Below are 26,155 nucleotides of genomic sequence, written 5' to 3' on the forward strand. Positions count from 1 at the left end.
CGTATGAGTGCGCCAGAAAAGCTTCCGAACGCAGGCAAGAAGGCCAAGGACCTCAACGAGGTCATCCGCTACACCCTGTGGTCCGTCTTCAGGCTGAAGGACGTCCTTCCCGTCGACCGCGCCGGTTACGCCGACGAGGTCCAGGAGCTGTTCGACCAGCTCGCGGCCAAGGACGTCACGGTCCGGGGCACCTACGACGTGTCCGGTCTGCGGGCCGACGCCGATCTGATGATCTGGTGGCACGCGGAGACCTCCGACGAGCTCCAGGAGGCATACAACCTCTTCCGGCGCACCAAGCTGGGCCGCGCCCTGGAGCCGGTCTGGTCGAACATGGCGCTGCACCGGCCCGCCGAGTTCAACAAGTCGCACGTGCCGGCCTTCCTGGCCGACGAGACGCCGCGCGACTACATCAGCGTGTACCCCTTCGTGCGCAGCTACGACTGGTACCTCCTGCCGGACGAGGACCGCCGCCGCATGCTCGCGGACCACGGCAAGATGGCCCGCGGCTACCCCGACGTGCGCGCCAACACCGTCGCCTCCTTCTCGCTCGGCGACTACGAGTGGATCCTCGCGTTCGAGGCGGACGAGCTGTACCGCATCGTCGACCTGATGCGTCACCTGCGGGCGTCCGAGGCGCGGCTGCACGTGCGCGAGGAGGTCCCGTTCTACACGGGGCGCAGGAAGTCCCTCGCAGACTTGGTGGCCGGACTCGCATAGCCAGCGTTTCCGGTCATCCCGACCCGGAAGATCAGTTGGCGGGCAACGGCGCGTGTGACGCCGCCCGTCGTTCCAGCGACACCGGGTCAGGTGCGGGGTGCACATCGGCCGACGGCCGGCGAACCGTCGCGGCCCGCGGGGGAGTCAGCCATTCCTCTCCGCGGACCGCCGCTTCTCGCCGTGTCCGGCCGGTGTGCCCCGCGCCGCACAACTGGATAGAACGCCACAAGGGCCGCCCCCGTCGGGCGGCCCTTGTGGCGTACGGCCCGTCCGTGTGCCGCCTGTTCGTGTTCCGCCGGTGTGTCCGGTCCCGCCGCGCGTCCCGCCGCGGCCCGGGGTGTCAGCCGCCGGTACGGGCCCCGCTCAGCAGGGCGGCCCGCAGTGCCGGGTCCTCCACGGCGCCCACGCCCCGCACCGCCACCGCCGCCAGCAGGTCGCGGTCCGCGCCGCGCTCCGGGGCGGGCAGGGAGTCGAGCCAGCGCTGCCCGGACGGGGAGGCCCACGGGCTGTACGGATGGTTCTCCACCCGCGCGATGGCGAGGCAGCCCAGCGTCAGCACCAGCGGCAGCCCGAACCAGGCGGCGACCGGGCCCGCGTAACCCGTCTCCTGACCCGGCATCAGCATGGCGAGCACCGCCAGGACGACCACCAGAACGGCCGCGCCCCGCACGGCGCGAACGGCCGATTCCAGGTTCGTCCGGGTGCCGTGCGGCACGGCGAGACCCGCGGCCACGAGGCGGTCGGCGAGGGAGCGTACGGCGTCGGCCGCCGCGGCGGCGGCCCGTATCGGCGCTATCCGCGACTGCCCCTCGGGGCCGATCGCGCGGATCACCGTGCGTTCCACCTCGTCCCTGCCCTCCGGGTCGACGACCGTCGCCCAGCCGGTGTGCGCGAGCAGCAGCCTGCGCCGCAGGTGCATGGAGACCAGGGCCAGGTCGGCGACCCGGTGCGGGCCGCCGGCCAGGAACGCCGTCTCGTACAGGTTGAGTTCATGGGAGGCGGGCGCCCGCGCGGCATCGGGGGGCCGCACGGCGGCGCCCGCGGTGACGAGGCAGAGCCGGATGCAGGAGATGGCGGCCGCGCCCCACGCGACCAGAAGAAGCAAGACCCAGAGCATGGCCGTGTTCTATGCGACGCCGGTGGGGGAGCGCCATGCCCTGTTCACGATATGGACGCATCTCGGTCACAGGCGGTCATCGGTGGCCGAATCCATACGCCTGCCGACCGCTGTCCTGAGCGGCCCCGGGACTCAGGAACTGCTGCCGCAGCTGGAACCGCCGCCGCAGCTGGAACCGCCGCCGCAGCTGGACCCGCTGCTGCAACTGGACCCGCTGCTGCTGCTGCCGCAACTCGATCCGCTGCTGCCACAGCTCGACCCCGAGCCGCAGGAGGACCGGGAGCCGCACGAGTCGCCGCCCCCGCCGCTCGAACTCCCGCAGCTTCCGCCGCCCGGGCTCACCCCGGCGCACCACACCGGCACGAACGCGGTGGCCGTGGCGCCCGTCGTGTACGGGGCGGACGACGAGGTGCTCCGGCCGGCCCGCTGCCTGGCGGCGGCCGTCAACTGTCCCTGGAGCTCGGGGTCCGGGAGCGCGCGCAGCCCTTGGACGGCCACCAGGTGGGCGGGGTCGGTCACTTGGGCGTTGTCGTTCCGGAAGGCGTCCAGGGCGCTGCGCCCTGCCTGTGTGATCCGCCGCAGGGTCGCCGCCGCCGCGAAGAATCCGATGATGCTCCCGGCGATGATCGCGGGCAGCACCTTGACGACGAACGGGAACGGTATGTCCCCGAAACCCGCGTGCGAGACGGACTGCACCACGGTGATGACCAGGGCGACGGGGAGGAGCACCGTGCAGGTGACCCCCTGGGTCATCGCCCACCGGCGCCTGTCCCGGCTCTCGTCCGGTGCGACCAGCAGCCCGCGGGCCGCGAGCCCGTCGCCGATCTCCTGCACCGCCTGATGCCGCATCACGGCCAGGCGCAGCGTGTGCAGGGCCCCGCTCGGGGCGGCGGCCAGCTCCTGGAGGACGGCGCGCTCCACCGGGTCACGGGCCTCCTCCCTGTACACGGCGACGATCCCCGGCCCTCCGACGGCCAGGCGGCCGTCCATGTGCATGGCCGTGAGCGTGCTGTCGACGACCCTGGCCGGGCCTCCGGCGAGGAAGGCGGCCTCGGCGCGGTCGTGCACCCGGTGGCCCTCGCCCGAGGGCCGGCCGGCCCTGCGGACGGCGAGGAGCAGGAGCGTCGAGGAGACCGCCACGGCGAGGTTCAGCAGGACGGCGAGCGTGTTCATCGGGGTCACCTTCCCAGGAGGGCGGTACGGGCGGCGTGGACCAGGCGGGAGCTCCGGCGCGGCGGGCGCGGTGCGGCGCGCTCCTGCCACCAGCGGGTCAGCCGGCGCCGGGCGGCTTCGTCGGCCGGTCGGCCGCCGATCAGCAGGTGCTCGGCGAAGTCGAGGGCGTCGCGGCGGTAACCGGCGGACATCGGCCGGTTCCTGGCGTACGCGAGGAACTCCCGCCGGTATTCCGAGCCGATGATCCCGGGCAGCTCGGGTGCCACCCTGGCCACGACATCGGCACGCTTCGCGGCCAGGGCGCGGCTCTGCACCCCGAGGCGGCGGCGGTCGAAGCCGTCCGGGACAGGCGTCCCCGCCACGAGCGAGGAGAGCAGCGCGGTCTGCGCCAGGGCGGCCCGGTCACGGGCCCCCGCCGCGCGGCCCGCGGGCTCCTCGGGCGGCGCGGGGCGCGACCGGCCGGCCGCCGGGGCGGAGACCGCCGCGTCCAGCGTGGCGCGGATCGCCGTCAGTTCACCTGCCAGCTCGGCGGCCGGCGGGAAGTCGTCGTCGCGCTCCAGCAGGACCCCGGGCGGGTCGACGCGGGAGCGCAGCTCGCTCAGCACGTCCAGGACGGGACGCGTGACGGGATGGGCGTGCGTGTCGTGCCAGACGCCGTCCTTCTCGACGCCGCCCGCCACATGGACGTACGCGATGGCCTCCACCGGCAGTTCGTCGAGCGCGGTCGCGGGGTCCTCGCCGCGGTTGACGTGGTTGGTGTGCAGATTGGCGACGTCGATCAGCAGGCGTACGCCGGTGCGCTCGACCAGCTCCGCCAGGAACTGGCCCTCGGTCAGCTCCTCGCCGGGCCAGGAGATCAGCGCGGCGATGTTCTCCAGGGCCAGCGGCACGGGCAGCGAGTCCTGCGCGATCCGCACGTTCTCGCAGAGCACCTCCAGCGCGTCCCAGGTCCGGGGTACCGGCAGCAGATGGCCCGCCTCCAGTACGGGCGAGCCGATGGCCGGCCCTCCGGCCCGTACGAAGGCGATGTGCTCCGTCACCAGCGGTGCGCCCAGCAGGGCGGCCCGCGCGGCGAGCCCGGCAAGGCGGCCGGGGTCGGGGCGGTCGGCGCCGCCCAGCCCCAGCGAGACGCCGTGCGGGACGACGGTCACGCCGCGCTCCCGGAGGCGTTCGAGGGGCGCGGGGAGATGGTCCGCGCAGATGTTCTCCGCCACCGCCTCGACCCAGTCGATCCCCGGCAGGGCCTCGACGGCGTCCGCGATCTCCGGCCGCCAGCCGATCCCGATTCCCAGCTTCATGGTGTCTCCTCCCCCTCGTGCAGGGGTCATGGCCCCGCCGCGCGGCGGCGAATCCGAAAGGGGGGACGTTCAGAGCTGAATTTGAGGTTCCCGACGCGCTCAAAGGCCCCCGTTATCCGATCGTGATATCCGGGGCCGAGGTGCGGTCACCGCGCCGACCTGCGGAAACGCGGTGCCGGGAAGATATATCGACGAGCCGGACACTCCGGATTAAATCCTTGGTCCGTTGACGGAGATCAACAGCCGTTCCCATGCTGACCGGCATGCCATCCAAGGACGGCCCCACGGCACGAGCCGAGCGGGGCGCGACGAACAGCACCGAACACCCCCAGCACCTCGGCCGGCGGTCCCTGCTGGCCCGCGCCGCAGGCGTGGCCGGAGCGGCGGCCCTGCCCGCCCTCGCCGTTCCGGGCGCGCAGGCGTCGGCCGCACCGGCCGTCCCGCCGGGTACCGCACCGGCCGCCGCGGCGCCGGCCTCCGCCCGGGCGAAGCGGCGGTACCCCCAGAACTGGCCCGATCCCGCGCCCTACGGTGTGGCCGACGCCCGGCAGGACCTGTGGCCCCGCGAGGACAACTCCTTCGTGCTCCCGCTGGAGCTGCGCCCCCGTGACAGGGAGCGCGGAGTGGTGTGGATGCGGGACACGTACGTCAACTGCTTCGTCGTGGACGGGCGTCCGCTCTACGTGGCCACGGGCACCACCCGGGTGCCCGGGCTCGAAGCGGCCGGTCCGTGGAACGACGGCATCTTCGTCTGGACGGCCCGCTCCATCGAGGGGCCATGGAAGCTGGCCGACACGACCGGAATCAGGCCGGGCGCGGAGAAGGGCAAGGTGTGGTCGCCCGAGTTCACCGACGAGAACAGGCCGGGCCGCACGGTCGTCGCCCCCTGGCAGGAGTACTGGTACGACGAGCGGTTCGGCAAGCGCGGCCAGGCGTGGGCCCCGGAACTGCACCTCTTCCGGGGAAAGTGGTACCTCGTCGCCTGCATGGGGGACCACTCCGCGAAGGTGGGCTCCTTCATGCTGGTGAGTGAGGGCGGGGTCGAGGGCCCGTACAGGCTCGTCGAGGGCAACCTGGAGAAGCCCTTCGGCGATTCCTTCATCGGGGGCCCGTCCTTCATCGAGCCGGGCGCCTACCACCACATCGACGGCGGCCTCTACACGGAGGACGACGACGCGTGGCTCGTGCTGCACAACAACCTGTACGCGAAGTTCCGCGACGACATGGAGGACATCGTCACCACGACGGATCTCCCCGTGTTCCGGCAGACCCCCTACGCGCCCGAGCCGTACCTCGAAGGCGCGTACGTGTTCAAGTACGGCGGGAAGTACTTCCTCCTGCACGCCGCCTGGGACCGCACGTCGGTCGACGCCGACGGAACCCCGCGCCACGCCTATGTCCCGGCGGGCACCGGCCGTGTGCAGTACCAGTACGACGCGGTCGCCGCCGTCTCGGACAGCTTCGAGGGCCCGTACTCCGAGCGCTGGACCGTCGGTGTCGGCGCGGGCCACAACAACCTCTTCGAGGACGCCGACGGCGGCCTGTGGGCGACGTTCTTCCGCAACCCGAACTTCGGCCACTGGTCCAACCCCGCACGCCTCGCCGACTCCGCGGTGCCCGGCGTCGTGCGGGTGGAGTGGACGGGCCCCGAGGGGAACCGCCTGTACGTCCGGCGCCGGGACCGCGACTGATACGCACTCAGGGCAGCGGTGCCATCGTCGGCGGCACCGGGCGGGACGTGAACGACTGGTCGCCGCTCGGTGTCACCGGCACCGGGACCTGCGGAACGCCACCGCCCGAGGACACGGGCGGCCCCGACGGGCTGGCGGTCGACGCACCGGCGGCATCGCGTGCGAGACCGTCGAAGTCGACGAAGCCGGTGCGCTCCAGCATGGTGATGTGGTCGAGCACCGTCTGATTCGCATCGGTGGCCAGCTGCCGGATCAGCGAGTTGCGTGTGGTGTGCCGGACCTGCGCGACCAGGGCGAACACCTTGCCGTGCGCGGCCCGCAGGAGGTTGGCGAACTTCTGCTGGTACTCCTCGCCACTGGCGGCGGTGAGCTCCCCGAGCCAGCCCTGCTGCTGCTCCGTCGGCTGGTTCGGGAGCTCCACCCCGAGCTTGGCGGCCACATCGCGGGCCCGCCGGTCCAGGTCGGTGTGGCCGACGACCAGATGGTCGCCCGCGAGCCTCACCGCCTCGCTCGGCGCGCGCTCGATCGCCTGCTGCCCCGCCGGGAGCTCCCACAGCCCGGCGAGCCGCACCTTGACCAGGAAGTCCCGGTCGGTCGCGGAGAGCGGGCCCCACTGGGTCGCGACGCTGGACGCGTTCAGATTGGCCTCGCCCGTGCCCGAGCGGTCGGCGTACGACCACACGGGGAAGGCGAGCGCGCCCAGCGTGGCGACCAGCGCGGCGATGATGAGGGCCGTTCCGTTGATGCGTCGCAGCAAGATGTCTCCCGGGCCGTTGTGTGACAGCTCGAACCAACCGCCAACCGAGGCGTCGATCAACCTACTTGGCGGTAATGCCGATGCGGCAGTACGGGGAGATACGTATTTCCGCGCAGGGATGTTCAGCCGACGGGCCTCGGTCTTCCGCCGGGCGGCTCGACTGCCCGGCTGTTCAGCGGCGCAGTGCCGGGTGGTCCGCGACGACCGTGCACGAGCCCGGTGCGACCTCGGTGAATCCGGCGTCACGCACCACCGGGAGCCCGCTCGCGGTGAGCTCGCTCCAGCGGGCGGCGTCGGGGGTGGCCACGGAGAGCGGGAAGCCCGCCTCGCGCCACGCCTTGCGCTCCGTCTCCGACAGCTCCCACCAGGCGAGCTGCGCGCCGTGTCCCGCCTGCGCCATCGTCTTGCCCGCCGACATGGTGACCTCAGGATTCAGCCAGAGCACGGGACCCGCCGTGTCGGGCGCGGCCGGAGGCTCGGGGTCGGTCAGGTCCGTGCCCGAGACCTGGAGCTTGGCCAGCTCCTTGGGCCAGCCGTCCAGCGGCACCGGCGGATAGACCCGGACCTCCGCGTGCTCGCCGGTCACCGTGATCCCGGGCAGCGTGGACGCCTTGCGCCACTCCGCGCCGCGCGCCCGCCGCACCACCTTGCGGATCCTGGCGTCCTGCCAGTCGCGCATGGCCTGGGCCCACTCGCCCTCGCCCACACCCTCGTCCTCACCGAGCGAGCGGGGGTCCGAGAGGATCGTGAGCACCGCGCGGGCAGCCGTCACCAGGGCGTCGTTGCGCGCCGGGGGGTCCGTCTTCTCCAGGTGCACCACCAGCGGCAGCACGAACTGGGGGGCCTCGTCACGCGCCGTCGGCTCCGTGCGGAACGGGCTGTCGGCGGGGGCCCCGGACGCTGCGGGGACGGGCTCGGGAATGCTGTCGCTGCTCACGCACTCCAGTCTGCCAGGCCCCTGTGACAACCCGTTCTTGGCGGAGGACCACGCTCCGGGTGAGGATGCACCGCATGAAGAGCGACCTCTTTTCCAGCGAGCACATGGCCCAGCAGGCCACCGCCCCCGGCATGACCCTGCAGAACGCCAAATCGATCAAATACGCCGTCAACGGCGAGATGTACGCACGTCAGGGATCGATGATCGCCTTCCGGGGCAACCTCCAGTTCGAGCGCAAGGGCCAGGGCATAGGCGGGATGCTCAAGCGCGCCGTGACCGGGGAAGGGCTCGCCCTGATGTCGGTCACCGGCCAGGGCGAGGCGTGGTTCGCGCACGAGGCGGCCAGCTGCTTCATCGTGGACATGGAACAGGGCGACGTCCTGACCATCAACGGCCGCAACGTCCTCTGTTTCGACGCGAGCCTGTCCTACGAGATCAAGACCGTGAAGGGCGCCGGAATGACCGGCGGCGGCCTCTTCAACAGCGTCTTCAGCGGATACGGGAAGCTCGGTCTGATCTGCGACGGCCACCCCATAGTGATCCCCGTCACCGCACAGCAGCCGGTGTACGTGGACACGGACGCGGTCGTCGGCTGGAGCGCCCAGCTCTCCACCTCCCTGCACCGCTCGCAGAGCTTCGGCTCGATGGTGCGCGGCGGCTCCGGCGAGGCGGTGCAGCTGATGCTCCAGGGCGAGGGGTTCGTGATCGTACGCCCCAGCGAACTCAAGCAGGAGAAGGCATCGGCCCATTGATCCTGCGGGACGTGGGCCGACGCCACAGCCTGCGCGGACCCTGGGTGCTGCGCGGCGTCGGCCTGGAGCTGCCCGCGCACACCCTGGTCCGGGTCGAGGGCGCCAACGGCTCGGGCAAGTCGACCCTTCTGCGGCTGCTCGCCGGGATCGACGCGCCCACCGAGGGCCGGATCACGGGCCGGCCGCGCACGGCGTACGTCCCCGAGCGCTTCCCGCCGGCGCTGCCGTTCACGGCCGCCGGATACCTCGTCCACATGGGCCGGATCCACGGCCTCGGCGCAGCGGAGGCCGCGGGCCGGGCCGAGGAGTGGCTCACGCGGTTCGGGGCGGCCGGGCACGCCCGCACGCCCCTGGCGGAACTCTCCAAGGGCACCAGCCAGAAGGTTGCCGTCGCCCAGGCGCTCCTGGCGGGCCCGGATCTGCTCGTCCTGGACGAGGCGTGGACCGGCCTGGACGCCGGGGCGCGCGAGGAGCTGGACCGGGCCGTCACCGAGCGGGTCGCCGAGGGTGCCACGGTGGTGTTCGTCGACCACGATCCGCGACGGCTGGCCGGATCGGCCGTCGCGTACCGGCTGGAGGGGCTGACGCTCGCTCCGGTCGGCACGGCGCCGCACCACTTCGGCCCGAGCGTCCGGATCGAGGCGACGGGCCGGGCGTCGGCCCCCCTCCCGGCCGGACTGCCCGGAGCCCTTACTGTCGACCGGGACGCCGGGAACCCTTCCTCGGTCCGCGTCACCACGACCACCGCGCACTCGGACCGCCTGCTGCACGCCCTGCTCACGGCCGACCCGCCCTGGCACATCACGCGGGTCACGCGACTCCCGGAACCGGCCCGGTCCCACGCCTCGGAGAAGGCGGCGGCCATGGACCAGGAGGAGAGCCCGGCCCAGAACGCGCAACAGCCCGCACCAGCCGCCGCACCCGCACCGACCGTCTCTGCGGGACCGACTGTCACACCCGCACCGGCTGCCTCTGCGGGACCGGCTGCCACACCCGCGCCCCGCGCCCACCGTTGGCCCCGCCCGGCCCCCGAGCCCCCGTCCCGGCCCGCCCCCGCACCCCGTACCGCGCTGCGCGTCACCGGCGCGACCGTGCGCTACCAGACCGCGATGCTGGCCCGGTCGCAGCGCTGGCTCGCGCCGCTCCTGCTCTACGCCGCCGTGCTCGGCATCGGCGTACGGGCGGGGCAGCCCGTGCTGGACTCGCTCGGTTACGCCGCCGCCGCGCTGGTCCCCGTCGCCGCATGGTTCACCGGGCTCTGCGTCACCCAGGAGCCGCGCGCCGCACGGGCCGTCACCGCCGCCGCCGGCGGACCGGCCCGCGCCCACCGGGCCTCGCTGCTGACCGCCCTGGGCTGCGCGCTCGCCGTGGGCGTCGCGGGCACCGGGGTCGTGCTGCTGATCAGCGAACCGGTCAGCACCGACCACACCGTCGCCGTACCGCTCCCGCCCGCCGCCCTCGCCGGGCTGCTCGCCGCCGCCTGCTGCGCCCTGGTGGGAACAGCAGCCGGGGCGCTCTGTGCCCGCCCGGTCCTGCACCGGCGGGGCTGGTCGCTCATGGCGACCCTGCTCGCCGTGCTGCTCGTCCTCGTGGGCAGGGGATCGCCGGCCAGGGACGCGGTGACGGCCCTGGTCACGGGCTCGACGACCGGCACGGTGGCGCTGCCCCTGCTGCCGTTGCTCGTGGCCGCCGTCGCCGCCGTCGCCGTGGCCGCCCTGACATCGCGGATCGCCGCGCTGCGCGGGTGAGTACGCTCGTACGCATGGACGACGCCTACTGCGAGACGCCCGCCCACGCACCCGCCCCGGTGGACGCCGGTCCGCCGTATGCCGAGTGCGTGCTGTGCCGGAAGCCGACCGAGTACCCGGAGTCGACGAAGGGCAGCACCCTCTGCCCGGTGTGCGAGTGGCAGGAGGCGGGGCGCACCGCGTGTTCCGGCTGACCGTGCGGGCACCGGCGCTCAGCCGCGCATCAGCTCGGAGACCTTGACGAAGCGGAAGCCTCGCTCGCGCAGCTCCGGCACGATCCGGCGTACGGCCTCCTCGGTGACGGGCGCGGCGCTGCGGGTGCAGTGCATGACGACCAGGGAGCCGGGCCGCACCCCGTCCAGCACCTGCTCGGCCACCGCGTCCGCGTCCGTCGCGAAGGCGTCACCGCTGACCACGTCCCACTGGACGGCGGTCACCCCGGCGGGGGCCAGGGCCTTCAGCGCCGCGTCGTCGTAGCAGCCGCCCGGGAAGCGGAAGTACGGCACCACATTGCGCGCCCCCGTCTCCCTGATCGCGGCGAAGGCCCGGTCCACATCGCCCCGCATGTCCGCCCGTCCGACGGTCGGCAGGCCGTAGCAGGGCGAGGAGAAGGCGTAATGGCTGAAGGAGTGGTTGGCGATCTCGAAGAGGGGGTCGGTGCCGATCGAGCGGGCCTGAGCCGGGTACTCCTGCGCCCAGCGGCCCGTCATGAAGACCGTCGACGGGATCTTCAGCTCGCGCAGCGACGCGATCAGCCCCGGGTTGTCGAAGTGTTCGCCGTTCGCGGCCCGGGGGCCCTGATCCGCCGTCATGTCCGCGTCGAAGGTGAGCGCCACGACCTTCCCGGACCCGCTCCGGGAGCCCGGGGCCGCTCCCTCCGCCCGGCGTTCGAAGACCGGTGTGAGGCCGGCGGGTCCCGGAGCGAGCACGGGCGGCTCGCTCTCCGGGGCCCGTGACGGGGAGGAGGGCTTCGGCGCGGGCCGGGTCGGCGCTTCCGGAGAGGCCGCCGGGGGAACGGCGGCCCGGGACCGGGTGGCCCCGGGGTCGGCGCACCCGGTGAGCGCCCCGCTCAGGACTGCTCCCCCGAGAGCAGTCAGCACGATCATCGTACGAACGGATGTGATCACCGAAGGACGCTAGCTGAAGGATGATCAGATTGCGCCCGCGGCACTCCGGGCCGGCGCGCGGCCGGCCCGGATCACCCGTCTGCCGTCCCGGTCAGCGCCAGGGGCCCGTCACCGCGAACGTCGTCCCCGGTGTGTAGCAGTTCACGAACATCGTCCGGCCGTCCGGCGAGAACGTGACCCCGGCGAACTCCCCCCACTCCGGTTCGTCCGCCGTCCCGATGTTCTGCCGCCCGCGCGCCATCGGATAGACCTCGCCGCGCCGCGTCACCCCCAGCACGTGCTGCGCGCCGCCGCCGTCCTCGCAGACCATCAGGCCGCCCCCGGAGGCGAGACAGATGTTGTCCGGGGACTCGCCCGGCAGCTGGACGTCGGTGTCCGGACCGAAGACGATCACCAGGGTGAGCCGGCGCAGTGCCGGCTCGTACCGCCAGACCTGGCCGAAGTGGTCGGCCGCCGATCCCTCCGCGCTCCGCGCGAAGCTGGAGACGAAGTAGACGGACGAGCCTCCCCAGTAGCAGCCCTCCAGCTTCTGGGCGTGCGTGACGCCCTTCGGCCCGAAGTCCTGGAGCCTGATCGGTGTCACGGCCGCCTGCGGGTCGGGTACGGGGACCCACTCGACCCGGTCGAAGCTCGCGCCGGTCTCCTGGATCAGGGAGAGGTCGGGGACCCCCGGCACCCGCATGGCCTCCAGGGTGCCGCCGGCCCGCAGCGACCCCGTCCCGCCGAGCGGCTTCTCGGGGAGGAAGCGGTAGAAGAGCCCGAAGGGCCTGTCGAACGCGTCCTCCGTCTCGTACACGACGCCGTTCTCCGGGTCGACGGCGATCGCCTCGTGCTGGAAGCGGCCCATCGCGGTCAGGGGGACGGCTCCGGTGCGGCGCGGATCGGCGCCGTCCACCTCGAAGATGAAGCCGTGGTCCTTCTCGTAGCCGTTGGTGCCGGCCTTGTCCTCGGTCTCCTCGCAGGTCAGCCAGGTGTTCCAAGGAGTGGGCCCGCCCGCGCAGTTGACGGCCGTACCGGCGATGGCGACGCGCTCGCCCCGGACGTCGCCCCGGGAGTCGAGTTCGAGGGCCGTACAGCCGCCCTTGCCCATCGGGTCGTAGGTGAGGCCCTCGACCGTGGGGACGCCGATCTTGCCCGTCACCCGGTTCTCGTGGTTGCGCACGAGGTGGACGCGGCCGTTGCGGCCCGCGAAGGCGGCCATACCGTCGTGGTTGCTGGGGACCGTGCCCTCGCCGGAGCGGAGCGGGTCGCCCTCCCGGGAGAGGACCCGGTAGCGGAAACCTTTCGGCAGGTCGAGCAGGCCGTCGGGGTCCGGGAGGAGGGGGCCGTAGCCACTGTGGCCCCGGGCGACGGCGGTGCCGGCGAAGAGTTCGGTGAAGGCGCCGGAGAAGGCGACAGCGGCGCTGCCGGCCAGGATCTGACGTCGTGTCGCGAGACGTCGAGGTGCTGATGTCATGAGGCAACTCCCTGTTGGCGGACAGGTGAAGTGACCCGCATGTGTGTACCACGCGTCGAGGCGTGCGGGAACCATGCGGGCCACGGTGCCCCCTGTGTCCCTGGGACGGACGAGGCCCCAGGGACGTGTGTGGGACCGGGCGACCGGACGATCAGGCCAGCGAGGCGCTGAGCGTGATCGTGGTGCCGGTGAGCGCCTGGCTCACCGGGCAGTTCGCCTTGGCGTCCTCGGCGGCCTTCACGAAGCCCGCCTCGTCCAGACCCGGGACCTCGCCCTCCACGGTGAGGTGGATGCCGGTGATGCCGGTGCCGGGCTGGAACGTGACCTCGGCCTGGGTGTTCAGCCTGGTCGGCGGGGTGCCCGCGCTGTTCAGGCCGTTGGACAGCGCCATGGAGAAGCAGCTGGAGTGCGCGGCGGCGATGAGCTCCTCCGGGCTGGTCCTGCCGTTCGCCTTCTCCGCGCGGGAGGGCCAGGAGACGGGGAACTCCCCGACCTTCGAGGAGTCGAGGGTGACGACACCCTTGCCCTCGGTCAGGTTGCCTTCCCAGACCGTGTGCGCCTGACGCGTGGTAGCCATGCTTGATCCCTTCGAACGGTGTGCGCGGTTGCGCGGGACGCACGGGCGCCGGACGGCACCCGCACGCGCTCAACCCCGAACCTACTGCGCCACCAGTCCCTTTGCGTCACGCGCCAGTGCGGTAAGCCGGGAGATGGCCCGGAAGTACTTCTTGCGGTACCCGCCGTTCAGCATCTCGTCGCTGAACAGCCGGTCGAAGGGGAGACCGGAGGCGAGCACGGGGATCTCACGGTCGTACAGCCGGTCCGCGAGCACCACCAGGCGCAGCGCCGTCGACTGGTCGGGCACCGCACGCACATCGGTGAGACAGACCGCCGTGATCCCGTCCGTCAGCGCGCCGTACCGGCTCGGGTGGACCCGGGCGAGATGGTCGAGCAGCGACGGGAAGTCGTCGAGGGAGGAACCGGCTGTGCGGTACGCGGCCCGGGTCACCTGGTCGTCGGAGTACGGCGGAGGCGCCTCGGGCAGCCCGCGGTGCCGGTAGTCCTCACCGTCGATGCGCAGCGGCCGGAAGTGCGAGGACAGCCCCTGGATCTCGCGGAGGAAGTCGGCCGCGGCGAAGCGGCCCTCGCCGAGCTTGCCCGGCAGTGTGTTCGACGTGGCGGCCAGCGCCACGCCCGCCTCGACGAGCCTGCTGAGCAGCGACGAGACCAGGACGGTGTCGCCCGGGTCGTCCAGCTCGAACTCGTCGATGCACAGTAGCCGGTGCCCGCTCAGGGTCTTCACGGTCTGCTGGAAGCCGAGCGCGCCGACCAGGTTCGTCAGCTCGACGAACGTGCCGAAGGCCTTGAGCGAGGCATCGGCGGGGGTGGCGTGCCAGAGGGAGGCCAGGAGGTGGGTCTTGCCGACGCCGTACCCGCCGTCGAGGTAGACACCGCGCGGGCCGGCGGGTGCGGCCGGCTGCTTCCTCCCGAACCACGAGCGCCGTCCCGAGCCCGTGGCATGCGCCCCGCCGAGCCCGGCCGCGAACGAGCTCAGCACCTTGACCGCGTCGGTCTGGCTCGGCTGGTTCGGGTCGGGGACGTACGTATCGAAGCGCACCGAGTCGAAACGCGGCGGCGGCACCATCTCCGCGACCAGACGGTCGGCGGGGACGCGCGGCTCGAGGGCGCACAGGGACTGCGGGGCCGTTTCGGCTATGGGGCTCTGCCCCGGCACGGCTGTGGAGGACGACACAACTCTCCACCTTAAGCGCCGTGCCAGACTGCTGGGCATGCGACGCCTGCTCCCTGTGACGGACCTGACAAACCAAGACGCTGCCACCGCCGACCGCGAGTGGATGCTCGACGAGCTGGCCGAGGCGTACGCGTACCCGGACACCGGTCGGCCCTGGCTCCGCGCCAACATGGTCTCCACCCTGGACGGAGCCGCCCAGCACGACGGCCGCTCCCAGGGCATCTCCTGCCCCACGGACATGCGGATCTTCGGCACCCTGCGCGGGCTGGCCGACGCGGTCGTCGTCGGCGCCCAGACGGTGCGGCAGGAGGGGTACAGGCCCGCGCGCGCCCGGGACGCCTTCGCCGCCCGGCGCGCGGCTGCCGGACAGGGCCCGGCCCCGGCCATCGCCGTCGTCAGCGCGAGCCTGGACCTGGACTTCTCACTCCCCCTCTTCGTCTCGCCCCTGGTCCCGACCTTCGTGATCACCGGGGCCGCGGCGCCCTCGGACCGGGTCCACGCCGCCCGGGAGGCCGGGGCGGAGGTGCTGTTCGCCGGGGAGGGCGCGGCCGTGGAGCCGGACCGTGCCGTGCGGGAGCTGGCTGCCCGCGGACTGGGCCGGCTGCTCACCGAGGGCGGACCCCGGCTGCTCGGCCAGTTCGTGGCGGCCGGGGTGCTGGACGAGCTCTGCCTGACCGTCTCGCCGCTGCTCACGGCCGGGGACGCGCAGCGGATCGCGGGCGGTCCCCCGGTCGCCGTGCCGGAACGTTTCTCCCTTGTCTCGCTCCTGGAGGAGGGGGGTTTCCTCTTCAGCCGGTACACGAAGGGCTGACCCTCGGCGCACCAAGATCTGACACTTAGCGGAATTTGCCGTTCCGGTTAGCTTCCGATGGGCACACTTAGTCCTGCACCCCGTGCAACAGCGGGGAAGGATGGTTTCAGCAACAACGGCCGTGCCCGCGGCCGACGAGATGAAGCGGAAGGGCGCCTGTCGTGTTCACAAGCGTTTTGATGATCGAGAAGCCCCTCACTCCCGAGGACGTGGAATTCGTCACCACTCTCCACGGCGAGGAGCGGATCTCGTTCGTCGTGCTGATGCAGCCCCGCAGCGACCAGGCCGACGTGCTGCTCCGCGCGATCGACGACGTGGCGATCGGCGAGCTCCGGGAGGCCGTCCGCGAGGGGGAGAAGCCCGAGGGCAAGGAGGCCGCCGAGCCGGCTGAGATGGCACTGGAGTACTCCCTCCGGGAGCTGCGGGAGGCGGGCTCGGAGGCTGTCGGACAGGTGATCGAGGACCACCCCCTGGACAAGCTGAAGACCGTCGTCGACGACTCGGGGGCGGACGAGGTCATCGTGCTGACGGCGCCGCACTACGTCGAGGAGTTCTTCCACCGGGACTGGGCGTCCCGGGCCCGCCACAAGGTCGGCGTACCGGTGCTCAAGCTCTTCGCACACAGCGAATAGGCTTGTGCCGCACTCTTGACCGCCTCACACCTCGGGAGACACACGCATGGCACCCGGTATTCCTGCCGCCCTGGAACGGCCGCACTTTATCGGCATCGGCGGCGCCGGAATGTCGGGCATCGCGAAGATCCTGGCCCAGCGCGGTGCGAAGGTGGCGGGCAGCGACGCCAAGGAGTCCGCCACCGCCGAGGCCCTGCGCGGGCTGGGGGCGACCGTCCACATCGGGCACGCCGCCGGGCACCTGGCGGACGACGCGACCTCGGTGGTCGTCTCCAGCGCCATCCGCGCCGACAACCCCGAGCTCGTCCGCGCCGCCGAGCTGGGCATTCCCGTCGTGCACCGCTCCGACGCGCTCGCCTCCCTGATGGAGGGCCTGCGGGCCATCGCGGTCGCCGGCACGCACGGCAAGACCACGACCACGTCGATGCTCGCCGTCGCCCTGTCCGAGCTGGGCCTCGACCCCTCGTACGCCATCGGCGGCGACCTGGAGGGCCCCGGCACCAACGCCACGCACGGCGGAGGCGACATCTTCGTCGCCGAGGCCGACGAGAGCGACCGGAGCTTCCAGAAGTACGCCCCGCAGGTCGCGATCGTGCTGAACGTCGAACTGGACCACCACGCGAACTACGCGTCGATGGACGAGATCTACGAGTCCTTCGAGACCTTCGTCGGCAAGGTCGTCCCCGGCGGCACCCTGGTCATCGCCGCCGACCAGCCCGGCGCCGCCGAGCTGACCCGGCGGGTCCGCGACCTCTCCTCGCTCACCGTCGTCACGTACGGGGAGTCCGAGGGCGCCGACGTACGCGTCCACAAGGTCACCCCGCGCGGTCTGACCAGCGAGGTCACGGTCGTGCTCAACGGCAAGTACCTCACCTTCACGGTCTCCGTGCCCGGCCGCCACTACGCGCACAACGCGGTCGCCGCGCTCGCCGCCGGTGTCGCCCTCGGCATCCCCGCGCACAACCTGGCCTCCGCCATCGGCAAGTACACCGGGGTCAAGCGCCGGCTCCAGCTCAAGGGCGAGGCGGCCGGTGTCCAGGTCATCGACTCCTACGCACACCACCCCACGGAGATGACGGCCGACCTGGAGGCCATGCGCGGCGCCGCCACCGGCTCGCGCCTCCTCGTCGTCTTCCAGCCGCACCTCTTCTCCCGCACCCAGGAGCTCGGCACGGAGATGGGCCAGGCCCTCGCCCTCGCCGACGCGTCCCTCGTCCTGGACATCTACCCGGCGCGCGAGGACCCGGTCCCCGGCGTCACCAGCGAGCTGATCATCGACGCCGCGAAGGCCGCGGGCGCCGACGTCATGGCCGTCCACGACAAGGCGCAGGTCCCCGCGGCCGTCGCGGGAATGGCGAAGCCGGGCGATCTGGTTCTTACCATGGGAGCGGGCGATGTCACCGACCTCGGCCCGCAGATCCTGGACCACCTGTCGAGCTGAGGGAGCCACCGTGTCGTACGACGTCGAGAAGCCGGACGAGCAATGGCGGGCGGAGCTGACCCCCGCCGAGTACGCGGTGCTGCGCAAGGCCGGCACCGAGCCCGCTTTCGTGGGTGAGTACACCGACACCAAGACGGCGGGTGTCTACTCCTGCCGTGCCTGCGGTGCGGAGCTGTTCCGCTCCGACACCAAATTCGAGTCGCACTGCGGCTGGCCGTCCTTCTACGACCCGAAGGACAGCGACGCCGTCGAGCTGCTCCAGGACAACAGCATGGGCATGGCCCGCACCGAGGTGCGCTGCGCCCGCTGCGGCTCGCACCTGGGCCATGTCTTCGAGGGCGAGGGCTACGCTACGCCCACCGATCAGCGGTACTGCATCAACTCGATCTCGCTGAGGCTGGCGCCCGACGAGAGCTGAGCCCGCGGCACCGGGCGTGCCCCGGTGCCGGGTACACGGCGACGGCCCGCCAGGAGAGCACCTCTCCTGGCGGGCCGCTTTCCGTTCGTACGGGCCGGCTACGCGGGCGCGCTCACGTCTTGACGAGCTCGACCGGCTCCTGCCGCTGCACCGGAATCCGGCGCTGCAGCTGCTCGCCCTCGATGTCGAGGTCGGGCAGCACCCGGTCGACGGCACGGGGCAGCCACCAGGCGGCACGCCCCACGAGGTGCATGACCGCGGGCACGAGGGCCATCCGCACGACGAACGCGTCGATGAGCACGCCGATCGCCAGGGCGAAGCCCATGGACTTGATGACGGGATCGTGCATGAAGACGAATCCGCCGAAGACGGCGGTCATGATCACGGCCGCGGCGGTGACGACCCGCGCGTTGTGGCCGACACCGCTGATGACGGACTCGCGGGCGTCGGCGCCGTGGACGAAGTCCTCCCGCATCCGCGAGACGAGGAAGACCTCGTAGTCCATCGCGAGCCCGAAGAGGATGCCGATCAGGAGGATGGGCAGGAAGCTGACCAGCGGGCCTGGCGTGTCCAGGCCCACCAGCGACGCCAGGTGGCCCTCCTGGAAGATCGCGACGGTGATGCCGAAGGTCGCTCCGATCGTCAGCAGGAAGCCCAGCGCGGCCTTCACGGGCACCAGGATCGACCGGAACACCAGCATCAGCAGCAGGATGGACAGTCCGACCACCAGCAGGAGGTAGACCGGCAGGGCGTCGGCGAGCTTCGCGGAGACGTCGATACCGACCGCCGTGGCACCGGTCAGCGCGATGGACGCCCCCGGGACGTCCGCGACCCTGTCCCGGATCTCGTTGACGGTGTCCTCGGTCTCGGCGGCGGTCGGGCCCGTCTCGGGGATCACGGCCAGCAGGGCGGTGGTGCCCTTCTCGTTCATCTGCGGAGGGGCTACGGCCAGCACGCCGTCGGTCTCCGTGATGAGCGCGGCGGCCTCCTTGGACGCCGTGCCGGTCGACTGCGCGCTGTCACCGGACACGACCGCGATCAGCCGGCCGTTGAAGCCCTCGCCGAAGCCCTCGGTGGTCAGGTCGTAGGCATCGCGGTTGGGTGACCCGACCGCTTCGGTGCTCGCGTCGGGCAGGGACAGCCGCATGTCCTGGAGGGGCAGGGCGAGAGCGCCGAGGCCGACCACACCGAGGATGAGCACGGGGACGCGCAGCCGTGCCACGATCCGGCCCCAGCGGAAGCCGAACGCGGACCGCGCCCGAGCCTCGTCCGACGGGGTGGCGGAGGCGGGTGCCTCGCTCCGCGTGCGGAGCTTGCGGGGCAGGACGCGGACGCCCGCGAAGCCCAGGACGGCGGGCAGGAGGGTGAGCGAGACCAGTACCGCGAGAGCGACCGTCGCCGCGGCCGCCAGCCCCATGACAGTCAGGAACGGCACCCCGGCGACGGTGAGTCCCGCCAGCGCGATGACGACGGTGGCGCCCGCGAAGACGACCGCCGAACCCGCGGTCCCGGCCGCCCGGCCCGCCGCTTCCTCGCCGTCCATGCCCTCCAGGAGGTAGTGGCGGTACCGGGAGGTGATGAACAGCGCGTAGTCGATGCCCACGGCCAGGCCCAGCATGAGCGCCAGGATCGGCGCGGTGCTGGTCAGTTCCACGACGCTGCTCAGTGCGAACAGCCCGGCCATGCCCGCCGCGACGCCGACCAGGGCGTTCAGCAGGGTCATCCCCGCCGCCACCAGGGAGCCGAAGGTGAGCACCAGCACGAGCGCCGCGACGGCGACACCGATGATCTCGGTCGAACCGACCTCCGGGACGCCGCGCATGATCTCGCCGCCGTGTTCTACGCGCAGATCGGTGACGGAGTCACCGGCCTTCGTGAACGCCTCCCGCTGCGCGTCGGTGATGCCGTCGACCCCCGTCGTGAACTGCACCTGGACCAGGGCGTACCGGCCGTCCTGCGACACGGCCCCGGCCCCGAACGGGTCGACCGCCGCGAGGACACCGGGAACCTTCGTGGCCTCCTCGGTCACGGGGGCCACGGCGGCGGGTGTGAGCTTCGCGCCCTCGGGCGCGGCGACCACGATCGTCCCGGTCGCGCCGCCGGCCTGCGGGAACTCCCGGGCGAGCGAGTCCAGGGCCTTCTGGGACTCGGTGCCCGGTATGGAGAACTTGCTGGTGGTGGGCCCGCTGAAGGCCGCGGCGGCCCCGCCGAGCAGTGCGAGCAGCAGCAGCCACAGGGCGAGGACACGCCCTCGGCGCCGGAAGGAGAGCCGGCCGAGCCGGTACAGCAGGATTGCCATGCGAAAGAGGCGTCTTTCTGTTCGAACGGGACGACTTCTGTCAGCTGGTGGTATGGCCGAGGGTTCTCAGTGCTCCCCGGAGGAGTTCGGCGCGCATGGTGTCGCGGTCGACGTCGAGGTCGGAGGCGACCGTGACGGCCACGCCCCCGATCACCATCTGGGCCATGACGCGCGCACGCGGCTGATCGGACCGGCCGGCCAGCGCGTCCGCGAGTTCGTCGACCGCCTCGGGGATGACGGCGAGGACCGGATGGCCGAGCATCTCGGGCAGTTCGGCGAAGATGATCTTGATTTCCAGGTGGAAGCGCATCGCCAGACCGATGTAGCCCGCCACGGCCGGTTCCACGGCGCGATCGCCGTCCAGTGCCGCCAACTCCGCGCGCAGGCCGGAGAGTCCCTCGGCGGGCGGGGTCAGCAGCTCGGTGAGGATCGCGTCCTTGCCGGCGAAGTGGTAGAGCAGGGACGCCTTGGAGCAGTGCGCCTCCACGGCGATGTCGTGCAGAGAGGTTCCCTTGAAACCGTGCTCGGCGAAGAGGCGCAGGGCGGAATCGAGAATGTGACGGCGCATCGCGGACGGCGGACGTGGCATGGGCCCACCGTAGCTGACCGATCGGTCAGCCCTGACCGTTCGGTCAGGAAGCCGGCGCGTGACACCCGCCACTCCGGCGGTGCTGCCGCCGCATGCCCGCCGCTCGCGTCCGTTGCCCCGGTCCTGCCCAACTCCCCTGCTAGCGTTGCCGGTCGACCCACTGGGAGGGATACATCGTGGCGGCGAGCACGTTCCGTATCGGCGGGGATCTGACGGTGAGGCGGCTCGGGTTCGGCGCCATGCACCTGCCCACGGAGCCCGGCGCGGCGCGCGAGGCATCCGTCGCGGTCGCGCGACGGGCCGTGGAACTGGGCATCAACCTGATCGACACCGCACACCTGTACGGCGGCGGGGCGAACGAGGAACTGCTGGCGGAGGCCCTGCACCCCTACCCGGAAGGGGTGTTGATCACCACCAAGGTCGGAGTGGCGCGCTCGGACGACTCCGGGGAATGGAGGCTCGACGGCCGGCCCGCCGTGCTGCGCGAGCAGGTCGAGAACGCCCTGCGACGGCTGCGCGTCGAGCGGATCGAGCTGCTCCAGCTGCACCGGATCGACCCGGAGACCCCGCTCGCCGACCAGATCGGCACCCTGCGGGACCTGCGGACGGAAGGGAAGATCGGCCGCATCGGGCTCTCCGAGGTCACCGTCGGCGAACTCGGCGAGGCGAGGGGCATCGTCGGCATCGCGAGCGTGCAGAACCGCTACAACCTGCTGGACCGTGAGCACGAGCCCGTGCTCACGGCCTGCGAGGAGGCAGGGATCGCCTTTCTGCCGTGGCGTCCCGTCGCCTGGGGCGATTCCGGCGCGAACGCCGAGGTCGCCGCCGTGGCGGCCGAGCTCGGCGCCACCCCCACCCAGGTGGCACTCGCCTGGCTCCTGGGCCGTTCACCGGTCGTCCTGCCGATCCCGGGCACGGCAAGGACCGACCACCTGGAGGAGAACCTCGCCGCGGAACGGCTCGACCTCACCCCGGCCCACCGCGACCGCCTGGACGGCCTGTCCGGCTAGGCGCCGGACTGACCCTCTTCGGACTCGGACTCCGCCTCGGCGCGCAGCAGCGGGTGCGCCACCCCCGGGAACACCCGGGCCCGTACGACCTCCTCGGCCGAACCGCCCTGGACGACGGTCTCGGCCACACCCCAGGGGCGCCCCGCGAGCCGGATGGTCAGGGTGTACGTGGCCGGGCAGCCCATGCACTCGTAGCGGTCCGCCCAGACCTCCACGTCCGTGACGCTGCCCGGGTAGCGCTTCACGTGCCGGTGCCGTGCGTGGCAGCGGTCACAGGTCTCGCCGGGCTCGCACGTGCTGCCGCACGGGCACGGCACGTCCAGGGTCTCCGCGGGACGCCAGCGCTGCGTGAGCAGGGCGTCGCGGGTGGCGCCCATGTCCTTCATCGCCTTCAGATTGCGCGCGGCGACGTTGTACGACTCGCCGGTCCCGGCCATCCGGACCCGGATCACGTCCTTGCGTCCGCGGTTCGTCGTCATGTGTTCCTCCTGGGTGTACGCAGCCCGTCAGGAGGCTCACGAAATCGTCCCTCCCTACGGTACCTGCCGGGCCGCACCCGCGATCCCGGCCGTCGGGCACGCGGCGCCGGCGGAAACCGCACCGGAGCCGGGGCACGGAGATCGCCCTCACTGGTTCGGACGGCCGGGCGGCGGGGCAGGACGAGGTGGACAGCCGAGAGCTGCCGCACCACTGGGTAAAAGGAGCATCCGATGGCAACGCCTCTTTCCGCCGACAAACTGCTCAAGGCCCTGCGGGACGAGGGTCTGCGGGTGGTCGAACACCGGAGCTGGCGCACACACAACCGCAACCACAAGGGCGCATGGGGCCCCGTGCACGGAGTGATGATCCACCACACCGTGACCTCGGGCACGCAGAGCTCCGTGGACCTCTGCTACGACGGTCATTCGGCCCTGCCGGGCCCGCTGTGCCACGGGGTGATCGCCAAGGACGGCTCGGTCCACATGGTCGGCCACGGCCGCGCCAACCACGCCGGACTCGGCGACGACGACGTCCTGCGCGCGGTGATCGACGAAAAGGCCCTGCCCGCCGACAACGAGGCCAACACCGACGGCAACCGTTCCTTCTACGGCTTCGAGTGCGTCAACCTCGGCGACGGCAAGGACCCGTGGCCCGCCGCCCAGCTGGAGGCCATCGAGAAGGCGGCCGCCGCCATCTGCCGGGCACACGGCTGGAACCACCGCTCGGTGATCGGCCACAAGGAGTGGCAGCCGGGGAAGGTCGACCCGCGCGGCTTCACGATGGACTCGATGCGCGGCAGGGTCCGCGACCGCCTCGCGGGCAGGCCTGACGGCCCGCCGCCCCCGGCGGCGTACGAGCCGTTCCCCGGCGCCGCGTTCTTCCGGGTGGGGCGGCACAGTGCCGTCATCACGGCGATGGGGAAGAGGCTGGTGGCCGAGGGCTGCGGACGGTACGAGGTCGGCCCCGGCCCCGACTGGTCCGAGGCGGACCGCGCGTCGTACGCCGCGTGGCAGCGCAAGCTGGGCTACTCGGGCAGCGGCGCGGACGGCATTCCGGGCAAGGCCAGCTGGGACAGACTCAAGGTGCCCAACGTCTGAGCCCGCCGCGGTGACGGGGCCGGCAGGTGATCCGCGAGAGCGCCCACGCACCCGGACCGGCGGCCGGCCGTCGAGTCCGGGGCACGCGGATCACCGTCGTCCGGACGCACGTCCCGGTCAGCCCCGGCGCACCCGGCCCGCGATGCGCTTCCCGAGGCGTCCCAGGGAGCGGGAGGGGCGGTTCCAGGCGCGGAACGCGTCGAGGGTGCGGCTGTTCCCCTCGCGTTCCACCGCCTGCTCCACCGCCGTCAGTCCGTCGGCGGCCAGCGCGCGTACCGCCGGGCGCAGCACCTCGTCGAGCAGGGCCGTGCGGGTCCGGGTCCAGGCCGCGCCCGCGTGCGGGTGGGCGTTCCACACTGTGAAGCAGTCCGCCACGTACGAGGGATCGGCCATCAGCAGGGTGCGGACCTCGTCGTGGCGGGCCGCCCTGCCGTACGCGGCGATCAGGTCCTCGTCCCCGCTGTGCACGAACGCGTACAGCTCCGCGTCCGGCCGGTCCGGGGCGAGCAGCCGCTCCGCGAGGGCGGCGTAGGCCTGCTCCAGGACCAGGGGTTCCACCGGTTCGGCGCGGGCGCGCAGCTCCCGGGCGCGGTCGGCCCAGCCGGGCTCCGCCGCTCCCGCGCGCAGGTCGCGGGCGAAGTCCAGCAGCATCAGGCAGGCGCGTACCCGGGCGGTGATCTCCTGCGGGAAGCCGCGCAGCAGGTCATGGGCGAGCTCGGGGGCGTCCTCGTCGCCGAGGGGGGCGGCGAGCGCGGCGTCGACCAGGTGCGCCCAGGTGCCGGCCGTCCGGTGGGCGTCGGACGTGGTCTCGGTGAGCAGCGATCTGGCCTCGCCCGCCGTCGGGGTGTCCTCGCCCCACACCAGTCCGACGGCGGTCCGCAGCACCAGCGGCTCGGCGAAGGGGGACATGCCCGCCGCGCGCAGCACCGTGTGCAGGATGCCCACCCGGTCCGTGCCGCGCGCCTTCGCGCCCGGCGCCTCGGCGCACATCCGCAGATGCGGCAGCGCCTGGGTCCCGGTGAACGGAAGGGTGACCCGGACCAGCAGCCTCTCCGCGCTCGCGGGATCGTCGGGGGCGAGCCGGTCCAGCTCGCCCAGCAGCGCCGTACGGACATCGAACTGTTCGTCCAGCAGGTCCAGCAGCGCGGGGCACGCGCCCGCCTCCGGGTCGTCGAGCAGCGCGCGGGCCAGCCGGCGCACGACGTCGGGCAGCAGCTCCCCGCAGTCGACGCCGAGCAGCCGCACGATCCGCAGCAGCTGTACGGTCCGCGCCACCCCCCGGTCCACCCCGGGGCCGAGCTCGGCCAGGAGGTCGTCGCCGAGCTCATCGACCAGGGAGGCGAGCGCGCGCTCCCCGGCGGGCTCGTCGAACGCCGAACGCGCGGGCGGCTCCAGGCCGACATCGCCTCCCCGTACGGCCTCCGTCACCAGCAGCGCGGCCAGCGGCGCGGTGACCGACGCGGGGCAGCGGCCGTCGAGCGCGGTCAGCAGCCGGAGCGCCGCGGCGCACTCCCCGGCCGTACGGTCGTCGGCGGGCGCGGTCAGCGCGTCGGTCAGCTGCCGGGTGCGCTTCTCGTCCAGCGCGTACGGCCGCACGGCGGCCCAGTCGGCCGCCGCGGCACGCTCGTCGGACCCGAGCGCGATGCCCGCGCCGAGCGCCGTCACGGCGAGCGGCCCCGCGGCGAACGGCTCGCCCGGCAGCTCCGCCGCCTCTTGGAACAGCTCGGGGGCCCGGCTGCGCCAGATCCGGGCGGCGGTCCCCGCCCAGGCGTCCTCCACCGGCCCGGCGGGGCGCGGGCCGGACGCGGCGTGCACACGGAAGCGGGGGTCGCGGGCGTCCGGCGCGTCCTCCGGCAGGACCCCGATGACCTGGTGCGTCGTGTGTCCGGGCTGCCGGGTGTACGTCGTGAAGGTCAGCCGCTCGGCGTGCTCCCTGGGCAGCACCGCGGTGGCCAGCGCGACCCACCGGGCCACATCCGCGCTCTGCCGCTCCACCAGCACGACCGGCGGGGCGGACGGGTCCTCGCTCACCCGGCGCAGATCGCTGAGCACGGCGGCCAGCCACGGGCTGCGGGACACGGCGAAGTCCCCGAGCCCTTCGCGGGTGAGCCCGTGGGAGGGGCCCTGAGCGCCGGACAGCAGGGTCAACGGGTCGGCGTGGGCGCGGTCCGGGGTCGCGGAGAGCCAGCCGGTGGCGCCCCACGCGGCGACCGGGAGGACCCGGCCCGGTACCGGCGTACCCGCGGGGAGGTGCACGCCGTGGGCGTGGAAGCCGCCCGAGGCGGTCGCCACGGAGCGGCTGAGCAGATGGCTGCCGTCGGAGAGCGCGGCGAATCCGAACGCGACCGGCAGTGCCCGGAGCCGTGCGTCGGTGAGCCGTTCGGGAGTGCCTGCCGGTGCCTCGTAGGCCAGCAGCGGTGCTGCCTCCGCGCGCACCGGCCCGGGTATCGCGGGGGTGACGGCGGTGTACCGGGCGGCGGACTCCCCGTCCCCGGCCGCGGCGGAGGTGTAGTGCAACTGCGGGAGGCTCATGCGTAGGCCCTCATCGTCCCTGCCACGTGCGTCCCCGTCCTACGCACCGGCCGCCGCTCGCCGCCCTGTTGGGGCGGCCCGGCCCAGCGGAGCGACGACCCCGGCGGGGAGCTTTCCGTAGTCGTGCGGGCGACGCTATCAAGCCCTGACGCACTGTTGGGCCGCGCGCCGAAGGAGAGGCCCTGGGCGAAGTGACGCTGTCCGCGTGAGCGGTGATCCGTCGGCCGGGTTCGCGATCGGCCGCCGGCCGCCGCCGCGCCGTCGTCCGGCCGGGGGAGAAGCGAGCGCCGCCCGGGGGAGAGGGGTGCGTCGCCCGGACG

General features: G+C 72.8%; 24 protein-coding genes. 11 read left to right on the plus strand and 13 right to left on the minus strand.

Annotation, left to right across the window (positions count from 1 at the left end; genetic code table 11):
* The first annotated feature begins 3 nt into the window (after positions 1–3).
* Positions 4–717 (plus strand): hydrogen peroxide-dependent heme synthase, encoded by a 714-nt coding sequence (hemQ, locus tag ACWCQM_RS14330; protein ID WP_450915595.1) that lies wholly within the window; start codon positions 4–6, stop codon positions 715–717.
* A gap of 340 nt (positions 718–1,057) precedes the next feature.
* On the opposite strand, the gene ACWCQM_RS14335 is transcribed toward hemQ, so the two are convergent.
* The 3 genes from ACWCQM_RS14335 to ACWCQM_RS14345 all read right to left on the minus strand — a co-directional run bounded on the left by ACWCQM_RS14335 (position 1,058) and on the right by ACWCQM_RS14345 (position 4,305).
* A complete protein-coding gene (locus ACWCQM_RS14335) occupies positions 1,058–1,834 on the minus strand; it encodes a TIGR04222 domain-containing membrane protein (RefSeq protein ID WP_450915596.1) in 777 nt (258 codons plus the stop codon).
* A 132-nt stretch (positions 1,835–1,966) separates the two neighbouring features.
* Positions 1,967–3,007: a TIGR04222 domain-containing membrane protein gene (locus ACWCQM_RS14340; RefSeq protein WP_450915597.1), complete on the minus strand. Its 1,041-nt coding sequence runs from the start codon at positions 3,005–3,007 to the stop codon at positions 1,967–1,969.
* Positions 3,008–3,012: 5 nt separating this feature from the next.
* A complete protein-coding gene (locus tag ACWCQM_RS14345; RefSeq protein WP_450915598.1) occupies positions 3,013–4,305 on the minus strand; it encodes a DUF692 domain-containing protein in 1,293 nt (430 codons plus the stop codon).
* Positions 4,306–4,568: 263 nt separating this feature from the next.
* Between ACWCQM_RS14345 and ACWCQM_RS14350 the strand changes: the two genes are divergently transcribed.
* Complete coding sequence (locus tag ACWCQM_RS14350; protein WP_450915599.1) at positions 4,569–5,996, plus strand: family 43 glycosylhydrolase; 1,428 nt, start codon at positions 4,569–4,571, stop codon at positions 5,994–5,996.
* Between the two features lie 7 nt (positions 5,997–6,003).
* On the opposite strand, the gene ACWCQM_RS14355 is transcribed toward ACWCQM_RS14350, so the two are convergent.
* Together ACWCQM_RS14355 and ACWCQM_RS14360 are read right to left on the minus strand one after the other, a co-directional pair.
* A complete protein-coding gene (locus ACWCQM_RS14355; protein ID WP_450915865.1) occupies positions 6,004–6,750 on the minus strand; it encodes a DUF4142 domain-containing protein in 747 nt (248 codons plus the stop codon).
* 175 nt (positions 6,751–6,925) lie between these two features.
* A complete protein-coding gene (locus tag ACWCQM_RS14360) occupies positions 6,926–7,690 on the minus strand; it encodes a peptidyl-tRNA hydrolase (RefSeq protein WP_450915600.1) in 765 nt (254 codons plus the stop codon).
* A 74-nt stretch (positions 7,691–7,764) separates the two neighbouring features.
* Here ACWCQM_RS14360 and ACWCQM_RS14365 point away from each other — a divergent pair, with 74 nt between their 5' ends.
* From ACWCQM_RS14365 to ACWCQM_RS14375, 3 genes are read left to right on the plus strand one after another with little or no spacing between them, the layout of a single operon-like run.
* Positions 7,765–8,442 carry an AIM24 family protein gene (locus ACWCQM_RS14365; RefSeq protein ID WP_450915601.1) on the plus strand — a complete coding sequence of 226 codons (678 nt, stop codon included), beginning with the start codon at positions 7,765–7,767 and terminating at the stop codon, positions 8,440–8,442.
* 11 nt (positions 8,443–8,453) lie between these two features.
* Positions 8,454–10,190, plus strand: a complete 1,737-nt coding sequence (locus ACWCQM_RS14370; RefSeq protein WP_450915602.1) for an ATP-binding cassette domain-containing protein — start codon at positions 8,454–8,456, stop codon at positions 10,188–10,190.
* Between the two features lie 14 nt (positions 10,191–10,204).
* Positions 10,205–10,384 carry a hypothetical protein gene (locus ACWCQM_RS14375; RefSeq protein ID WP_450915603.1) on the plus strand — a complete coding sequence of 60 codons (180 nt, stop codon included), beginning with the start codon at positions 10,205–10,207 and terminating at the stop codon, positions 10,382–10,384.
* 18 nt (positions 10,385–10,402) lie between these two features.
* On the opposite strand, the gene ACWCQM_RS14380 is transcribed toward ACWCQM_RS14375, so the two are convergent.
* The 4 genes from ACWCQM_RS14380 to zapE all read right to left on the minus strand — a co-directional run bounded on the left by ACWCQM_RS14380 (position 10,403) and on the right by zapE (position 14,526).
* Entirely contained in the window at positions 10,403–11,296 is an 894-nt protein-coding gene (locus ACWCQM_RS14380; RefSeq protein WP_450915866.1) for a polysaccharide deacetylase family protein, read from the minus strand.
* Positions 11,297–11,408: 112 nt separating this feature from the next.
* Positions 11,409–12,773, minus strand: a complete 1,365-nt coding sequence (locus ACWCQM_RS14385) for an alkaline phosphatase PhoX (RefSeq protein ID WP_450915604.1) — start codon at positions 12,771–12,773, stop codon at positions 11,409–11,411.
* Between the two features lie 151 nt (positions 12,774–12,924).
* On the minus strand, positions 12,925–13,350 hold the full coding sequence (locus ACWCQM_RS14390) for an OsmC family protein (RefSeq protein ID WP_450915605.1): 426 nt from the start codon (positions 13,348–13,350) through the stop codon (positions 12,925–12,927).
* A gap of 81 nt (positions 13,351–13,431) precedes the next feature.
* The gene (zapE, locus tag ACWCQM_RS14395; protein WP_450915606.1) at positions 13,432–14,526 is read right to left on the minus strand and encodes a cell division protein ZapE; all 1,095 of its coding nucleotides are present in this window, start codon (positions 14,524–14,526) and stop codon (positions 13,432–13,434) included.
* A gap of 37 nt (positions 14,527–14,563) precedes the next feature.
* Here zapE and ACWCQM_RS14400 point away from each other — a divergent pair, with 37 nt between their 5' ends.
* From ACWCQM_RS14400 to msrB, 4 genes are all read left to right on the plus strand, one after another.
* Positions 14,564–15,337: a pyrimidine reductase family protein gene (locus ACWCQM_RS14400; RefSeq protein WP_450915607.1), complete on the plus strand. Its 774-nt coding sequence runs from the start codon at positions 14,564–14,566 to the stop codon at positions 15,335–15,337.
* Between the two features lie 179 nt (positions 15,338–15,516).
* On the plus strand, positions 15,517–15,969 hold the full coding sequence (locus ACWCQM_RS14405) for an indole-3-glycerol phosphate synthase (RefSeq protein WP_450915608.1): 453 nt from the start codon (positions 15,517–15,519) through the stop codon (positions 15,967–15,969).
* Positions 15,970–16,015: 46 nt separating this feature from the next.
* Positions 16,016–17,410 (plus strand): UDP-N-acetylmuramate--L-alanine ligase, encoded by a 1,395-nt coding sequence (gene murC / locus ACWCQM_RS14410; RefSeq protein WP_450915609.1) that lies wholly within the window; start codon positions 16,016–16,018, stop codon positions 17,408–17,410.
* 10 nt (positions 17,411–17,420) lie between these two features.
* Positions 17,421–17,828 carry a peptide-methionine (R)-S-oxide reductase MsrB gene (gene msrB / locus ACWCQM_RS14415; RefSeq protein WP_450915610.1) on the plus strand — a complete coding sequence of 136 codons (408 nt, stop codon included), beginning with the start codon at positions 17,421–17,423 and terminating at the stop codon, positions 17,826–17,828.
* A gap of 112 nt (positions 17,829–17,940) precedes the next feature.
* On the opposite strand, the gene ACWCQM_RS14420 is transcribed toward msrB, so the two are convergent.
* On the minus strand, positions 17,941–20,127 hold the full coding sequence (locus ACWCQM_RS14420) for an MMPL family transporter (RefSeq protein WP_450915611.1): 2,187 nt from the start codon (positions 20,125–20,127) through the stop codon (positions 17,941–17,943).
* A gap of 40 nt (positions 20,128–20,167) precedes the next feature.
* Complete coding sequence (locus tag ACWCQM_RS14425; RefSeq protein WP_450915612.1) at positions 20,168–20,716, minus strand: TetR/AcrR family transcriptional regulator; 549 nt, start codon at positions 20,714–20,716, stop codon at positions 20,168–20,170.
* Between the two features lie 176 nt (positions 20,717–20,892).
* Between ACWCQM_RS14425 and ACWCQM_RS14430 the strand changes: the two genes are divergently transcribed.
* Complete coding sequence (locus ACWCQM_RS14430; RefSeq protein ID WP_450915613.1) at positions 20,893–21,726, plus strand: aldo/keto reductase; 834 nt, start codon at positions 20,893–20,895, stop codon at positions 21,724–21,726.
* Here ACWCQM_RS14430 and ACWCQM_RS14435 read toward each other — a convergent pair.
* On the minus strand, positions 21,723–22,205 hold the full coding sequence (locus ACWCQM_RS14435) for a hypothetical protein (protein ID WP_450915614.1): 483 nt from the start codon (positions 22,203–22,205) through the stop codon (positions 21,723–21,725). The two genes, ACWCQM_RS14430 and ACWCQM_RS14435, sit on opposite strands and share 4 nt — an antisense overlap.
* Before the next feature lie 231 nt (positions 22,206–22,436).
* Between ACWCQM_RS14435 and ACWCQM_RS14440 the strand changes: the two genes are divergently transcribed.
* On the plus strand, positions 22,437–23,303 hold the full coding sequence (locus ACWCQM_RS14440; RefSeq protein ID WP_450915615.1) for a peptidoglycan-binding protein: 867 nt from the start codon (positions 22,437–22,439) through the stop codon (positions 23,301–23,303).
* Positions 23,304–23,420: 117 nt separating this feature from the next.
* On the opposite strand, the gene ACWCQM_RS14445 is transcribed toward ACWCQM_RS14440, so the two are convergent.
* A complete protein-coding gene (locus ACWCQM_RS14445) occupies positions 23,421–25,835 on the minus strand; it encodes a GTPase-associated protein 1-related protein (protein WP_450915616.1) in 2,415 nt (804 codons plus the stop codon).
* Between the last annotated feature and the right edge of the window lie 320 nt (positions 25,836–26,155).

Source organism: Streptomyces sp. NPDC002125, from assembly GCF_053593715.1.

Coding starts and splice junctions, on each gene's coding strand:
- ACWCQM_RS14435 (WP_450915614.1), bottom strand. CDS start 22,205: ATGACGACGAACCGCGGACGCAAGGACGTGATCCGGGTCCGGATGGCC.
- ACWCQM_RS14345 (WP_450915598.1), bottom strand. CDS start 4,305: ATGAAGCTGGGAATCGGGATCGGCTGGCGGCCGGAGATCGCGGACGCC.
- ACWCQM_RS14385 (WP_450915604.1), bottom strand. CDS start 12,773: ATGACATCAGCACCTCGACGTCTCGCGACACGACGTCAGATCCTGGCC.
- ACWCQM_RS14425 (WP_450915612.1), bottom strand. CDS start 20,716: ATGCCACGTCCGCCGTCCGCGATGCGCCGTCACATTCTCGATTCCGCC.
- hemQ (WP_450915595.1), top strand. CDS start 4: ATGAGTGCGCCAGAAAAGCTTCCGAACGCAGGCAAGAAGGCCAAGGAC.
- ACWCQM_RS14350 (WP_450915599.1), top strand. CDS start 4,569: ATGCCATCCAAGGACGGCCCCACGGCACGAGCCGAGCGGGGCGCGACG.
- ACWCQM_RS14400 (WP_450915607.1), top strand. CDS start 14,564: ATGCGACGCCTGCTCCCTGTGACGGACCTGACAAACCAAGACGCTGCC.
- ACWCQM_RS14390 (WP_450915605.1), bottom strand. CDS start 13,350: ATGGCTACCACGCGTCAGGCGCACACGGTCTGGGAAGGCAACCTGACC.
- ACWCQM_RS14405 (WP_450915608.1), top strand. CDS start 15,517: ATGATCGAGAAGCCCCTCACTCCCGAGGACGTGGAATTCGTCACCACT.
- murC (WP_450915609.1), top strand. CDS start 16,016: ATGGCACCCGGTATTCCTGCCGCCCTGGAACGGCCGCACTTTATCGGC.
- ACWCQM_RS14445 (WP_450915616.1), bottom strand. CDS start 25,835: ATGAGCCTCCCGCAGTTGCACTACACCTCCGCCGCGGCCGGGGACGGG.
- ACWCQM_RS14420 (WP_450915611.1), bottom strand. CDS start 20,127: ATGGCAATCCTGCTGTACCGGCTCGGCCGGCTCTCCTTCCGGCGCCGA.
- ACWCQM_RS14340 (WP_450915597.1), bottom strand. CDS start 3,007: ATGAACACGCTCGCCGTCCTGCTGAACCTCGCCGTGGCGGTCTCCTCG.
- ACWCQM_RS14380 (WP_450915866.1), bottom strand. CDS start 11,296: ATGATCGTGCTGACTGCTCTCGGGGGAGCAGTCCTGAGCGGGGCGCTC.
- ACWCQM_RS14335 (WP_450915596.1), bottom strand. CDS start 1,834: ATGCTCTGGGTCTTGCTTCTTCTGGTCGCGTGGGGCGCGGCCGCCATC.
- ACWCQM_RS14375 (WP_450915603.1), top strand. CDS start 10,205: ATGGACGACGCCTACTGCGAGACGCCCGCCCACGCACCCGCCCCGGTG.
- ACWCQM_RS14365 (WP_450915601.1), top strand. CDS start 7,765: ATGAAGAGCGACCTCTTTTCCAGCGAGCACATGGCCCAGCAGGCCACC.
- ACWCQM_RS14440 (WP_450915615.1), top strand. CDS start 22,437: ATGGCAACGCCTCTTTCCGCCGACAAACTGCTCAAGGCCCTGCGGGAC.